This window comes from Herbidospora sakaeratensis (genome assembly GCF_001570525.1).
In the GTDB taxonomy this organism is placed as follows: Bacteria; Actinomycetota; Actinomycetes; order Streptosporangiales; family Streptosporangiaceae; genus Herbidospora; species Herbidospora sakaeratensis.
On the sequence record NZ_BBXC01000014.1, the window covers coordinates 302383 to 316152 of the forward strand.

A 13770-nucleotide genomic window follows, 5' to 3' on the forward strand; every position below is an offset into this window, starting at 1 on the left:
GCACGACCTGCTAGGAGAACTCGGCGAGCGTGCGCTCGGCCTCTTCGAGCCAGGAGCGGCGGGCGGCGATGCCCTCCTCGGCCTCCTTGGCCTGCTTGCTGCCCGGCTGGGCCTTGGCCAGCCGGGTCTCCAGCTGCTCGATCGAGCGGCGGAGCTGGTTGACCGTGTCCTGCGCCCGCGCGCGGGCCTCGGGGTTGGAGCGCTTCCACTCCGCCTCTTCGGCCTTGCGGACCGCGTCGTCGATCTTCCGCAGGCCGCCCTCGAGCCGGTCGCGCTGCTCGCGCGGCACCGGGCCGACGGCCTCCCACCGCTCGACCAGCGCGCGGAGCTGACCGCGCGCCGCGCGGACGTCGGTCACCGGGAGGATCTTCTCCGCCTCGACGAGCAGCAGCTCCTTGGCGTCGGCGTTGGCCGCGAACGACGCGTCGCGCTCGGCGAACACCGTCGAGCGGGCCTGGAAGAACTGGTCCTGGGCGCCCTTGAAGCGGTTCCAGAGCTCGTCCTCGGCCTCGCGGGAGGCCCGGCCGGCCGCCTTCCAGCGACGCATCAGCTCGCGGTAGGCCGCGGCCGTGGCGTTCCAGTCGGTCGAGCTCGACAGCTCCTCGGCCTCGGTCACGATGCGCTCCTTGGCGGAACGCACCTGGTCGCGCTGCTCGTCGAGCGAGGAGAAGTAGGCCTTGCGGCGCTTGGCGAAGGCCGTGCGGGCCGTGGACAGGCGCTTCCACAGCGCCGCCTCGGTCGCGCGGTCGATCCGCTCGGCGGCCTTCCACTCCTCGACGAGCTGGCGCAGCCGCTCGCCGCCGGACTTCCAGTGAGTGGCGTCCTCGGCGATGCGCTCGGCCTCGCCGACGATCCGCTCCTTGATCTCCTTGGCCTGGCCGCGGGCGACCTCGCGGGCCGCCTTCACTTCCTCGCGGCGCTTGCCGACCATCTCGGAGAGGGCCTGGAGCCGGTTGTTCAGCGAGTCGAGGTCACCGACCGCGTTCGCCCCGGTGATCGCCTCGCGCAGCTTCAGGATGCCGGCCTCCGCCTGGGCGGGCGGCAGGTCGGTGCCCTTCACCCGCTGTTCGAGCAGCTGGACCTGACCGGCCAGCTCGTCGAACTTGCGGTGGAAGTAGGCCAGCGCCTCTTCCGGTTCCCCGGCCTGCCAGGACCCGACGGCCCGTTCTCCCTCAGCCGTACGCACGTAGACGGTGCCGTCGTCGTCTACCCGGCCCCACGGGTCGGTGGTCACCGTGTCCTCCCGCACTCGAATCAGCCTCCAGGGCGTTTAGCCCTTGGTTGTATTACGTCAGCTCTTGCCGGTAATTGTCACGTCTTTGATTTCGACAGCCTGCTTCGGCGTACCGTCGCCGCCGCCGCCCTCGACGCCCGCCTTGGCCACCTTGTCGACGAGGTCCAGGCCCTTGGTGATCGTGCCGAAGGGCGTGTACGAGTCGGGCAGGGTGTCGGTCTCGTCGCCGTAGACGATGAAGAACTGGCTGCCGTTGGTGTTCGGGCCGCTGTTGGCCATGGCCAGCACGCCCCGCTTGTAGCTGGCGCCCTCGAGGTTCTCGTCGACGAAGCGGTAGCCGGGGCCGCCGCTGCCCGTGGCGGTCGGGTCGCCGCACTGGAGCACCTTGATGCCCTCGGTCGTGAGGCGGTGGCACTTCGTGTTGGCGAAGTAGCCCTTGCTCGCCAGGTGGGTGAACGAGCCGACCGTGCACGGCGCCTTGGCACCGTCGAGGTCGGCCTCGATGACGCCCAGGTTGGTGTCGATCTTCATGACCGCCGGCGCCGCCGCGACCTTCGGGTCGGGCTTGCCGACGTCCTTGGCCCCGCCCGCCGGGTCGCTCACGTAGTCGCACCTGCCCGTGCCCTTGTCGAAGGGCAGGGGCTCCGCGGGGGCCGCCGCCGCGCTCTCGGCCGGATTGGCCGAGGCCGACGCCGCCGCCGTGGCCGGGTCGGCGTCGTCACTGCCGCCCGTCAGGAAGATCGCCGCCGCCACGATGCCCGCGATGACGACCACGACACCGGCGGTGGTCCCGATCGCGGCGTTGCGCTTCGCGGCGCGCTCACGTTGGAGGCGTGCGGCCTGCTGGCGCTCGTGGTGTTCGCGCGCGAGTTGCTTCTGCCGGTCCTTCCCGGTGACCACTTCGTCCTCCCGACTGTCCAAGAATGACTATTGAGGTGGGCGAATCGTATCGGCACACGGGTATTGGTTCGCAGCCCGCCGACCCGCACCGGTACCCTTCGGTTACATTCGCTCGCTCAATCCTTTGAGACATCGAGGCCGCTCCGTTGTTGATCGCCGGGTTCCCAGCCGGGTCTTTCCAGACCAACTGCTACGTCGTCGCGCCCGCCGCCGGCGCGGAGTGCGTGGTCGTCGACCCAGGTCAGAACGCTGAAGACGGCCTCGACGAGCTGATCCGCGAGCACCGGCTGAAGCCGGTCGCGGTGGTCCTGACCCACGGGCACATCGACCACATGTGGTCGGTCGGTCCGGTTTGCGGAGCTCGTGAAATTCCTGCCTGGATTCATCCCGATGATCGGGTTCTGCTGAGCGATCCGGGCCGTGGATTCGGCGCGATGAGCAAACAGCTGTTCGGAGGGCTGGAGTTCAGCGAGCCCGACGACGTCCGCGAGCTCGCCGACGGCGCCGTTTTGGAGCTGGCCGGCCTCGAGCTGGTCGTCGACCACCGGCCGGGCCATACCGGGGGGTCGGTGACCTTCAGGCTCGACGACGAACACGTGCTGTTCAGCGGCGACCTGTTGTTCCGCGACTCCATCGGCCGCACCGATCTGCCGGGCGGCGACCATTCCGCGATGCTCAGCAGCCTCGCCAAGACGTTGACGCTGCCAGACCAAACGGTGGTTCTCCCCGGTCACGGACCCCAGACGACCATCGGCCGCGAGCGCGCCTCGAACCCCTTCTTGAAGGACGCGGCGCCCGGCCCGACACGAGGACTGTGATGACCTTCCAGGCGCCCAAGGGCGTTAGCGAATACGCGCCGCCCCGTTCGGCGGCGTTCCGGCGGGCGATCGACACCTTCGCCGCCGCGGTGACCAAGGCCGGTTACGGCTACCTCGAACTGCCGGTGTTCGAGGACACCCAGCTCTACGCGCGCGGCGTCGGCGAGTCGACCGACGTCGTGACCAAGGAGATGTACACCTTCCAGGACCGGGGCGGCCGTTCGGTCACGCTGCGGCCCGAGTTCACCGCCGGCGTGCTGCGGTCGGTGCTGGAGAACGGCCTGCACAACGGCCAGCTGCCCGCGAAGGTGTGGGCCGTCGGCCCCGCCTTCCGCTACGAGCGGCCCCAGGCCGGGCGTTACCGGCAGTTCTACCAGGTCGACCTCGAGGCGATCGGCAGCGACGACCCGCTCGTCGACGCCGAGACGATCGCCATCGCGTGGGACTGGTACCAGCAGCTGGGCCTGCAGCGGCTGACGCTGCTGCTGAACACGCTGGGCTGCGCCGAGTGCCGCCCGATCTACCGGGCCGCGCTGCAGGACTTCCTGCGCGCCCTCGACCTCGACGAGGCCACCCGCGCCCGCGTCGAGATCAACCCGCTGCGCGTCCTCGACGACAAGCGGCCCGAGGTGAAGGCCCAGCTCGAAGGGGCGCCGCTGGTCACCGACCACCTGTGCGCCTCCTGCAAGGCCCACCACGACCAGGTGCGCACCGCCCTGGCCGACCTGTCGATCCCGTGGACCGACAACCCGCGCCTGGTGCGCGGCCTCGACTACTACACCCGCACCACCTTCGAGTTCGACCACCCGCTCCTGGGGGCGCAGTCGGCCGTCGGCGGGGGCGGCCGCTACGACGGGCTCTCGGAGTCCATCGGCGGGCCGCCGCTGCCCGGCATCGGCTTCGGGCTCGGCCTCGACCGCACCGTGCTGGCCATGGAGGCCGAAGAGGTCGCCGCGGCCGCCGTCTCGACGGTCGACGTCTACGCCGTGCCCCTGGGCGAGGAGGCCCGCCGCCGCGCGTTCGGGCTGCTGACCGAGCTGCGCCGGGCGGGGCTCGCGGCCGACATGGCCTACGGCTCCCGGGGGCTCAAGGGGTCCATGAAGGCGGCGTCGAAGTCGGGGGCCAGGTATGCGCTGATCATCGGTGAGCGCGACCTGGAGGCGGGGGCCGTACAGCTGAAGGACCTGGAAACCGCTGAACAGACCGAGGTGTCCCTCGCCTCTGTCGTCGACACCCTGAAAGGGAAACTCTTGTGATCCGCACCCACCAGGCCGGGACGTTGCGCCCCGAGCACGCCGGCCAACAGGTGACGCTGGCCGGATGGGTCGCCCGCCGTCGTGACCACGGCGGCGTGGTCTTCATCGACCTGCGCGACTCCTCCGGCTCCGCCCAGGTCGTCTTCCGCGAGGAGGACGACGCCCACGGCCTGCGCTCCGAATACTGCGTGAAGGTCGTCGGAGAGGTCCGGGTGCGGCCCGAGGGCAACGAGAATCCCGACATCCCCACCGGCGGGATCGAGGTCGTGGCCACCGAGGTCGAGGTGCTGAGCGAGGCGGCCCCGCTGCCGTTCCCGATCGAGGGCGCCTCGGGCGTCTCCGAGGAGGCCCGGCTCAAGTACCGCTACCTCGACATCCGCCGCCAGCAGCTCGGCGACGCGCTGCGCATCCGGTCGAAGGCGACCTACCTGGTCAACGAGGTGATGAACGAGCGCGGGTTCGTCTACGTCGAGACGCCGAACCTGACCCGGTCGACCCCCGAGGGCGCCCGCGACTTCCTGGTGCCGGTGCGGCTCCAGCCGGGCAACTGGTACGCCCTGCCCCAGTCGCCCCAGCTGTTCAAGCAGCTGCTCATGGTGGCCGGCCTGGAGCGCTACTACCAGCTGACCAAGTGCTTCCGCGACGAAGACCTGCGGGCCGACCGTCAGCCGGAGTTCACCCAGATCGACATCGAGATGTCGTTCGTCGACCAGGACGACGTCATGGAGCTCGGCGAGGCCATCATCGGCCGGGTGTGGAAGGAGACGCTCGGCTACGAGCTGCCCTCCCCGCTGCCCCGCATGACCTACGCCGACGCGATGGCCCGCTTCGGCTCCGACAAGCCCGACCTGCGCTTCGGCGTCGAACTGGTCGACCTGACCGACTACTTCAAGGACACCACCTTCCGGGTGTTCCAGAACGAGTACGTCGGCGCGGTCGTCATGCCCGGCGGCGCGTCGCAGACCCGCAAGGAGCTCGACGGCTGGCAGGAGTGGGCCAAGTCGCGCGGCGCGCGCGGGCTCGCCTACGTGCTCGTCCAGGAAGACGGGTTCGGCGGCCCGGTGGCCAAGAACCTGTCCGAGACCGAGACCGCCGGGCTGCGCGCGGCGACCGGCGCCGAGGTCGGCGACGCGATCTTCTTCGCGGCCGGCGCCCGGCACGCCTCGCGCGAGCTGCTCGGCGCGGCCCGGCTGGAGATCGGCCGCCGCAAGGAGCTGATCGACGAGTCGCAGTGGTCGTTCCTGTGGGTCGTCGACGCGCCCATGTTCGAAGACGACGGCGAAGGCGGCTGGACGGCCGTGCACCACCCGTTCACCGGCCCGAAGCCCGAGTGGAACGACAACTTCCAGGACCACCCGGGCGAGGCCCTGGCCTACGCCTACGACATGGTCTGCAACGGCATGGAGATCGGCGGCGGCTCGATCCGAATCCACCGCGCCGAGATGCAGCAGCGCGTCTTCGACGTGCTGGGCATCTCCAAGGAGGAGGCCGAGAGCAAGTTCGGCTTCCTGCTGGAGGCGTTCAAGTACGGCCCGCCGCCGCACGGCGGCATCGCCTACGGCTGGGACCGCGTCTGCATGCTGCTGGCGGGCGGCGACTCGATCCGCGACGTGATCGCGTTCCCGAAGACGGCCTCCGGCTTCGACCCGCTGACCGCCGCGCCCACGCCGATCACCCCGGCGCAGCGCAAGGAGGCGGGCGTCGACGCCACGCCCAAGGCCTAGCAACGAAGAAGGCCGGTCCGAATAGGGCCGGCCTTTTTTGTTTTACCTGACCCGTCCGACGGCCCCGAAGAAGCCGGCCTTGCGGGGGTCGGCGTCGGCCAGCCCCGTGATCTCCGGCCGCCAGACCCCCACTTGGACGATCCCCGGCTCCAGCAGCTCCATGCCCTCGAAGTAGGCCGCGACCTGCGCCGAGTTGCGGGCCGTGATGTTCCCGCTGGTGGTCTGCCGGTACGTCTGGTACACGACCTGCTGGAGATCGGGGTCGACCTCGCCCATGTGGCCGTGGGACATGACCAGGTAGCTGCCCGGCACCATCGGCACCCGCAGCTCCCGCACGATCCGGGACGCCTCGTCGTCGTCGGGCACGAAGTGCACTATGGCCAGCAGCATGATCGCCACCGGCTGGGAGAAGTCGATGAGGGCCCGCACCTCGGGGTGGTCGAGGATGCCCTTGGGGTCGTGCAGGTCGGCCCGGACGACGGCGGTGTTGCGGTTCTTGGCCAGCAGGGCCCGCCCGTGGGCCAGCACGATGGGGTCGTTGTCGACGTAGACGACGCGGGCGTCGGGGGCGACCGCCTGGGCGACCTGGTGGGTGTTCTCCCGGGTCGGCAGGCCCGAGCCGATGTCGAGGAACTGCCGGATGCCCTGCGCGGCCAGCAGGCGCACGACGCGGGATAAGAACGCGCGGTTCTCCCGGGTGAAGTCCCGGACGTAGGGCATGCGGGCCAGGATCTCGTCGGCGGCTTCCCGGTCGGCGGCGAAGTTGTCCTTGCCGCCCAGGTAGTAGTCGTACATCCGGGCGACGCTGGGCTTGTGCGGGTCGATGACCCACGACGGTGCCGGCTCGTGCTCGGACAACGTGTCGCCTCCGGTCAGGGGAATGGCAATCGCATGCGGAATTTGCCTGAGGAATCGCCTTTCGCGAGATTCTAGGGGTTCTGTTGGGATTCGTGTCGCCCGAAACACCGAAGGGCGGGTCCGGATGGACCCGCCCTTCGGTGTGAAACGCCTACTTGACGATGACGTCCTTGATCTCCACGCGCATCTTCGGCGCGTTGGAGCCGCCGTCCTCCGACAGGATGTCGTCCTCGTTCTTGATGACGCCGCCCGCGGCGATCTTGTCGACGATCTCGATGCCCTTGGTCACCACACCGAACGGCGTGTACGCCGCCGGGAGCTGGGCCGCCTCGTCGCTGTAGGAGATGGCGAACTGGCTGCCGTTGGAGTTGGCCGCGTCGCCGCCCTGGGCCATGAAGACCACGCCGCGCGTGTACTGCGGGCCGAGGTTCTCGTCGGGGAACAGGTAGCCGGGGCCGCCGGTGCCGTCGGTCTTGTTCTTGCCGTCGCCCTTGGCCTGCGGGTCACCGCACTGCAGCAGGTCGAGGCCGTTGCTATCGGCCGTGGTGAGCCGGTGGCACAGGGTGTTGTCGAAGTAGTTCTTCTTCGCCAGGAAGTAGAACGAGTTGACCGTGCACGGCGTCGACTCGGGCACCAGCTCGATGACGATGTCGCCCTGGTTGGTCTTGAGCGTCATGTTCTTGGCGGCCAGCGCGGCCTTCATCGGCTTGGCCGGCGGCATGCCCACGAACTTGCTCGGGACGCCGGTGTCGTCCTTGCGGTACTCGCACTTCACGTTCTTGGGGTCGACCGGCGTCGGGGGAGCGGTCGGCGCGTCGGGCAGCTTGGAGGGGATCGAGGTGATCGACGGGGCGGCCGACGCCGGCGGGGGCTCCTCGCCGGGGGCCGCCGTGTTGCCATCTGCGCTGTTGCAGCCCGTCACCGCGAAGAGCGAGAGGATCACTGCACCGACCCCCAACCGGACGCGACGGGCCTGGCCCAGGGCCAGGGGTTTCTGCCGATTCGTGTGGGTCACTGCGTTGCCTTCCCTTTATTCGTCCATTGCTGAAGTTTCGCGTCACTCTATCCGTGATCGTGTTCGCTTCGTGTAAGACCAGTCCCAGGCGCCCCATGCGTAACGATCTTGCCTTCGGCAGGGCTGGGATTAGCATTGTGGGGGTGCCTAGCAGGTCATACCTCCGGTTTCCGCACATCCGTCGCGATCTCCTGACGTTCGTCGCGGAGGACGACGTGTGGATCGCTCCGCTCGACGGCGGGCGGGCCTGGCGCCTCACGGTCGAGCAGGTGGGCGCCGCCCACCCGCGCCTGTCGCCCGACGGCGCCATGGTGGCCTGGCAGGGCGGGCGCATCCCCGCCGAGGTGCACGTCGCGCCGGTCGACGGCGGCGGCATCGAGCAGCTCACCCACTGGGGCGGCAACGGCGCGCGGGTGCACGGCTGGCTCGACGACCAGACGGTGATCGCCGGCAGCTCCCACGACCAGCCCTTCGCCCACTGGACGTGGGCGCGCACGGTGCCGCTCGACGGCGGCCCGGGGGAGCGGCTGCCCTACGGCCCGGTCAGCGACCTCGACCTGCGCGAGGGCCGCACCCTGCTGCTGACCGCCTCGGCCGGTCACGACCCCGCCCACTGGAAGCGCTACCGGGGCGGCGGCATGGGTCGCCTGTGGCTCGACGGGAACCGCCTGCTGGCCGGCCACGAGGGCCAGCTCGCCGCGCCGATGCTCGTCGGCGGCCGGATCGTGTTCCTCTCCGACCACGAGGGGACCGGAAACCTCTATTCGGTCCGGTACGACGGAGGCGACCTCAGGAAGCACACGAGCCACGAGGACTTCTACGCCCGCCAGGCGGCCACCGACGGAACCCGGATCGTCTACGCGCGGGCCGGCAGCCTGTGGTTGCTGCCCGGCCTCGACGCCGAGCCCGAACCGCTGGAGGTGCGCCTCGGCGGCGCCGGCCGGGGACGCCAGCCCTTCTGGGCCAGCCCACAGCCCGAGGACGTCGCCTGCGACACCACCGGCCGGGCCAGCGCCGTCGAGGTGGGCGGCGCCGTCCACTGGGTGACCCACGAGGACGGCCCGGTCCGGCTCCTGTCCGGGCGCGGCCGGGCCCGGTTGCCCATCGTGCTCGGCCGGTTCGACCGCGCCGACGACGCCGAGCCCGACGACCTGGGCAAACGGGTGAACGGCCCGGCCGCCTGGGTGACCGACGCGGGCGGAGAGGACGCCATCGAGCTGGGCACGCCCGGCCGCCCCACCCGGACGGTCGCCGCCGGGGAGCTCGGCCAGGTCGAGGAGATGGAGGCCGCCCCCGACGGCTCGGTGATCGCGGTCGCCTCCCACGACGGCCGCCTGCTCCTGGTCGACCCGGAGACCGGCACGGTCACCGAGCTCACCCGCACCGACCACGGGGTGATCAGCGACCTCGGGTTCGACCCGCGCTCCCAGTGGCTGGTGTGGTGCCACCCGGTCTCCCGGGGCTACGCCATCCGGATGGCCCGCCTCCAGCGCCCCGGAGCGCCGGAGGACGACGACCCCGACTCGGGCGCCGAGGTGACCGAGACCCCCGCCCCGGAGACCCCGGCGAGTGAGATCGTGCACGTCACCGACGGCCGGTTCACCGACATGTCGCCCGCCTTCACCGGCGACGGCCGCAACCTGGTCTTCCTGTCGCTGCGCGGCTTCGAGATGATCCGCGACTCCCACAGCTTCGACCTGGTGATCACCCACGGCACCCGCCCCTACCTGGTGCCGCTCGCGGCCGGCGCGCCCTCGCCGTTCGCCCCCTCGGTCGAGGGCAAGTCGGCCGACGGCGGCGACTCCGGCGACGGGCCCGTCACCGTCGACCTGGCCGGGCTCGACGGGCGGATCGTGCCGCTGCCGGTGCCCGAGGCCCACTACTGGTCGTTGCGGCCGGTCAAGGGCGGGCTGGTCTGGTGCCGGGGCACGACCGGCGAGCCGACCGTGCTCGAACGTTTCGACCTCGACAAGCGCAAGACCGAGGAGCTCGCCACCGACGTGCACTTCTTCTCCGTCAGCGGAGACGGCTCCCGGATCGTCGTGCGCGACGCCTCGGAGCTGCGGGTGATCTCCGCGACGAGCAAGAACGGCGACGGCGTGAGCGTCGACCTCGAACGCGTCCGGGTGCGCATCGACCCGGGCCGGCGCTGGCGGCAGGCGTACGCCGAGGCCGGGCGCATCATGCGCGACCACTTCTGGGTCGCCGACATGGCCGGGGTCGACTGGCCCGAGGTGCTGGAGACCTACCGGCCCTGGCTCGACCGGGTCGGCGGCCCGGAGGACTTCGCCGACCTCGTCGGCGAGGTCGTCGGCGAGCTCGGCGCCTCCCACGCCTACGTCTACGCCGCCCGCCACCACTGGCGCAGCCCCACCGGCCGACTGGGCGCCGACATCGGGCCCGACACCGACGGCCTGTGGCGGGTCCGGCGCATCTTCCCCTCCGAGCTCTCCGACACCGCCGCCCGCTCGCCGCTCCAGGGGTCCGGCGTCCGGGCCGGCGACGCGATCCTGGCCGTCGACGGCGTGCCGGTCGACCCGGTGACCGGGCCCGCGCCGCTGCTCTGGGCCGCGTACGGGCACCCGGTCGAGCTGACCGTCGAGTCGGGCGCCCGCGTCTTCCGGGTGGCCGTGGTCCCGCTGGTCAACGACCGGCGGCTGCGCTACCACTCCTGGGTGGCCGACCGGCGGAGGCTGGTCCGCCACCGGTCCGGCGGGCGGATCGGCTACCTGCACGTGCCCGACATGGACCGGGCGGGCTGGGCGCAGCTGCACCGCGACCTGTCCCACGAGCTGGCCAAGGAGGCCGTGATCGTCGACGTGCGGGCCAACCAGGGCGGCAACACCTCCCAGCTGGTGGTGGAGAAGCTGTCCCGCCGCATCGTCGGCTGGAAGTTGTCGCGGCGGGAGGAGCCCAGGAGCTATCCCATGGACGCCCCGCGCGGCCCCGTCGTGGTGCTGTGCGACGAGGAGACCTCCTCCGACGGCGACATCATCACCGCCGCCGTCCAGGCCCTCGGCCTCGGCCCGGTCATCGGGACCCGCACCTGGGGCGGGGTCATCGGCATCCGGGGCGTCTACCGGCTGGCCGACGGCACCCGGATGCGGGTGCCCGGCTTCGCCCACTGGAGCGAGAACTACGGCTGGGAACTGGAGAACCGGGGCGCGACCCCCGACGAGGAGGTGCTGATCACCCCCGCCGACTGGGCCCGGGGGGCCGACCCCCAGCTCGACGCGGCGGTGCGGCACGCCCTGAGGGCGATGGAGGGCCGCCCGGTCAGCGTGCCGCCCGACCCGGCCACCCGCCCCTTCCGCGGCCGGGTCAGAGCCGACGGGCGCGGTTGAGCGCTCTCATCCCGCTCTCAGATCCATCTGGGAACCTGCGCGTTGTCGCTCCGGTATCAAGTGGATGACGAAGGAGATGTCCCCAGCATGTTCGACTCCGTTTTCGGCCTTCCCCTGCATCCGCTGGTCGTGCACGCCGCGGTGGTCTTCACCCCGCTGCTGGCCGCCGTCGCCGTCGCCTACGCCGTGCTGCCCCGCTTCCGCGCCCGGCTCGACTGGGCCGTGGTGCTGCTGGCCGTCGCCGCGCCGATCAGCGTCTTCGCCGCCCGGATGAGCGGCGAGGCGCTCAAGGAGTCGCGGTACGGCGCCCAGGCGCCCGCGCCGGTCGCCGAGCACGAGTCGTTCGCCCTCCCGCTGCTGCTGACCTCGATCGCCCTCGCGGTGGTCGCGCTGGTGCTGGTCTGGGCGGTGAGCAAGGGCCGCAGCGGGGCCCTGACCACGGTCCTGTCGGTGCTGACCGTCGTGGGCGCGCTGGCCGTCACCTTCTACGTCGTCCGCGCCGGGCACACCGGGGCCACCGCCGTCTGGGGCCTAGGCTAGGGGTTTGTGGAGAGCCTGTTCGATTCGGCCGCGCGCGACAACACGCCCGAGCCCCTCGCCGTGCGCATGCGCCCGCGCACCCTCGACGAGGTCATCGGCCAGCGCCACCTGCTCGGCCCCGGCACCCCCCTGCGGCGGCTGGTGGAGAGCGAGGCCCCCATGTCGTTGTTCCTGTGGGGGCCGCCCGGCACCGGCAAGACCACGCTGGCCTACGTCGTGTCCAACGTCACCAAACGCCGGTTCGTCGAGGTCTCGGCCGTCTCGGCGGGGGTCAAGGACGTGCGTACGGCCATCGAGAACGCGCGCCGGGAACTGGGCATGACCGGGCGGCAGACCGTCCTGTTCGTCGACGAGGTCCATCGCTTCAACAAGGCCCAGCAGGACGCGCTGCTCCCGGCGGTGGAGAACCGCTGGGTCACCTTCATCGGCGCCACCACCGAGAACCCGTTCTTCTCCGTCATCTCGCCGCTGCTGTCGCGCTCGCTGCTGCTGACCCTCGAGTCGCTCACCGACGACGACGTCGGGGCCGTCCTCGACCGCGCCGTGACCGACGAACGCGGCCTGAACGGCACGGTCACCCTCCGGCCCGAGGCCAGGGAGCAGCTGGTCCGGCTGGCCGGGGGAGACGCCCGGCGCTCCCTCACCTACCTGGAGGCCGCCGCCCTCCTGGCCGACGACGTCACCGTCGAGGTGGTCGAGAAGGCCGTCGACAAGGCCGCCGTCCGCTACGACCGCCAGGGCGACCAGCACTACGACGTCATCAGCGCCTTCATCAAGAGCATGCGCGGCTCCGACGCCGACGCCGCACTCCACTACCTGGCCCGCATGGTCGAGGCGGGGGAGGACCCCCGCTTCATCGCCCGCCGGATCGTCATCTTCGCCTCCGAGGACGTCGGCATGGCCGACCCGACCGCCCTCCAGGTGGCCGTGGCCGCCGCCCAGGCCGTCGAGTTCATCGGCCTGCCCGAGGGGCGCATCAACCTGGCCCAGGCGGTCATCCACTGCGCGCTGGCCCCCAAGTCGAACGCCGTCGTGAAGGCCATCGGCGCGGCCCAGGCCGACGTGCGGGCCGGGCTCATCGGGCAGGTCCCGGCCCACCTGCGCGACGCCCACTATCCGGGCGCGAAGAAGCTGGGGCACGGGGAGGCGTACCGCTACCCCCACGACTTCGACCACGGCGTGGTGCGCCAGGACTACGCGCCCGAGGAGGTGCGCGACCGGCGCTACTACGAGCCGACCACCCACGGCGCCGAGGCCCCGGTCGCCGAGCGGTGGGCGAAGCTGCGCGCCTTCCTGCGCGGCGAACGCTGACCCGAACACGCATGCCCGGCCATCGCCGTGGCAGAAGGCGGACCTGGAATACGCGATAGGGTTTCTGCCATTCAACGCAGGGGCCCCGCCCGAAGCGAGACGCGGACTGCCGAAGGCAGGCTGTGGCTCGCGCTGGTGAATGTGCCTTATGAAGGAGTTCGCCCATGCTCACCGCCGGAGAGGTCGCAGGCCTGATCGTCGCCATGTTCTGGGCGATCCTCGTCTGCTTCCTGGCCTACGTGCTGATCAAGCTGGCGCGGCTGCTGACGGCCACCACCAAGGTCGTCAACGAGCTGGGCGACAAGGTCGTGCCCCTGCTGAACGAGGTCAGCTACACCGTCAGCGAGACCAACCGGCAGCTCGTCGCGGTGGAGGCCATCGCCTCCAACGTGAAAGAGGTCAGCGACGACGTCGCCAAGATCACCGGGCTCGCCTCGACGGTCGTGACCGGCCCGATCATCAAGGTCTCCTCGTTCGCCCACGGCCTGCGCCACGCCCTGTCGCGGCGCGGCCGCCGTCGGGCCGTGGAGCGCCGGCCGTGATCCGCCGCCTCTTCTACATGACGCTGGGCGCCTCGCTGGCGGTCTGGGTCATGCGCAAACTGGAGTCACTGAGGCCCGACCACGTCGCGCGGCGCACCGCCCACCAGGTGCGCGACTTCGCCGACGACGTGCGCGCCACGGCGGCGAACAGGGAAAACGAGTTGCGGGCCCGGCACGGGCTCGGAACAGTCGGACATATCACCAACGACGTAAAGGACGGCCGCTGAA

Annotated in this window: 12 protein-coding genes; 8 read left to right on the forward strand and 4 right to left on the reverse strand. The window is 71.1% G+C overall.

The window, feature by feature from the left end; translation table 11 throughout:
• Positions 1 to 10: 10 nt before the first annotated feature.
• Positions 11 to 1249 (reverse strand): DUF349 domain-containing protein, encoded by a 1239-nt coding sequence (locus AW271_RS24015; RefSeq protein WP_245653174.1) that lies wholly within the window; start codon positions 1247 to 1249, stop codon positions 11 to 13.
• A gap of 42 nt (positions 1250 to 1291) precedes the next feature.
• Positions 1292 to 2134 (reverse strand): peptidylprolyl isomerase, encoded by an 843-nt coding sequence (locus tag AW271_RS24020; RefSeq protein WP_062339833.1) that lies wholly within the window; start codon positions 2132 to 2134, stop codon positions 1292 to 1294.
• A 146-nt stretch (positions 2135 to 2280) separates the two neighbouring features.
• Between AW271_RS24020 and AW271_RS24025 the strand changes: the two genes are divergently transcribed.
• The 3 genes from AW271_RS24025 to aspS are packed head-to-tail and all read left to right on the forward strand — an operon-like array spanning position 2281 to position 5932.
• Positions 2281 to 2952 carry an MBL fold metallo-hydrolase gene (locus AW271_RS24025; RefSeq protein WP_062339834.1) on the forward strand — a complete coding sequence of 224 codons (672 nt, stop codon included), beginning with the start codon at positions 2281 to 2283 and terminating at the stop codon, positions 2950 to 2952.
• Positions 2952 to 4208 (forward strand): histidine--tRNA ligase, encoded by a 1257-nt coding sequence (gene hisS / locus AW271_RS24030; RefSeq protein ID WP_062339835.1) that lies wholly within the window; start codon positions 2952 to 2954, stop codon positions 4206 to 4208. The genes AW271_RS24025 and hisS overlap by 1 nt, the downstream gene beginning before the upstream one ends.
• Positions 4205 to 5932 carry an aspartate--tRNA ligase gene (gene aspS, locus AW271_RS24035; RefSeq protein WP_062339836.1) on the forward strand — a complete coding sequence of 576 codons (1728 nt, stop codon included), beginning with the start codon at positions 4205 to 4207 and terminating at the stop codon, positions 5930 to 5932. The genes hisS and aspS overlap by 4 nt, the downstream gene beginning before the upstream one ends.
• A gap of 42 nt (positions 5933 to 5974) precedes the next feature.
• On the opposite strand, the gene AW271_RS24040 is transcribed toward aspS, so the two are convergent.
• Both AW271_RS24040 and AW271_RS24045 read right to left on the reverse strand, forming a co-directional pair.
• On the reverse strand, positions 5975 to 6790 hold the full coding sequence (locus AW271_RS24040) for an SAM-dependent methyltransferase (RefSeq protein ID WP_062339837.1): 816 nt from the start codon (positions 6788 to 6790) through the stop codon (positions 5975 to 5977).
• A gap of 151 nt (positions 6791 to 6941) precedes the next feature.
• Positions 6942 to 7733, reverse strand: a complete 792-nt coding sequence (locus AW271_RS24045) for a peptidylprolyl isomerase (protein WP_062339838.1) — start codon at positions 7731 to 7733, stop codon at positions 6942 to 6944.
• 215 nt (positions 7734 to 7948) lie between these two features.
• Between AW271_RS24045 and AW271_RS24050 the strand changes: the two genes are divergently transcribed.
• The 5 genes from AW271_RS24050 (at position 7949) to AW271_RS24070 (ending at position 13769) form a co-directional block, all read left to right on the forward strand.
• Positions 7949 to 11149, forward strand: a complete 3201-nt coding sequence (locus AW271_RS24050) for a S41 family peptidase (protein ID WP_218008163.1) — start codon at positions 7949 to 7951, stop codon at positions 11147 to 11149.
• Positions 11150 to 11236: 87 nt separating this feature from the next.
• Positions 11237 to 11689, forward strand: coding sequence for a DUF2231 domain-containing protein (locus AW271_RS24055; RefSeq protein WP_062339840.1), 453 nt, complete (start codon positions 11237 to 11239; stop codon positions 11687 to 11689).
• A 66-nt stretch (positions 11690 to 11755) separates the two neighbouring features.
• The gene (locus AW271_RS24060) at positions 11756 to 13000 is read left to right on the forward strand and encodes a replication-associated recombination protein A (RefSeq protein WP_083977155.1); all 1245 of its coding nucleotides are present in this window, start codon (positions 11756 to 11758) and stop codon (positions 12998 to 13000) included.
• A 164-nt stretch (positions 13001 to 13164) separates the two neighbouring features.
• Positions 13165 to 13542: a DUF948 domain-containing protein gene (locus AW271_RS24065; RefSeq protein WP_062339842.1), complete on the forward strand. Its 378-nt coding sequence runs from the start codon at positions 13165 to 13167 to the stop codon at positions 13540 to 13542.
• The gene (locus AW271_RS24070) at positions 13539 to 13769 is read left to right on the forward strand and encodes a hypothetical protein (protein ID WP_062339843.1); all 231 of its coding nucleotides are present in this window, start codon (positions 13539 to 13541) and stop codon (positions 13767 to 13769) included. Before AW271_RS24065 ends, AW271_RS24070 begins: the two co-directional genes overlap by 4 nt.
• The last annotated feature ends 1 nt before the right edge of the window (position 13770 follow it).

Coding starts and splice junctions, on each gene's coding strand:
- AW271_RS24060 (WP_083977155.1), top strand. CDS start 11,756: ATGCGCCCGCGCACCCTCGACGAGGTCATCGGCCAGCGCCACCTGCTC.
- AW271_RS24065 (WP_062339842.1), top strand. CDS start 13,165: ATGCTCACCGCCGGAGAGGTCGCAGGCCTGATCGTCGCCATGTTCTGG.
- AW271_RS24055 (WP_062339840.1), top strand. CDS start 11,237: ATGTTCGACTCCGTTTTCGGCCTTCCCCTGCATCCGCTGGTCGTGCAC.
- hisS (WP_062339835.1), top strand. CDS start 2,952: ATGACCTTCCAGGCGCCCAAGGGCGTTAGCGAATACGCGCCGCCCCGT.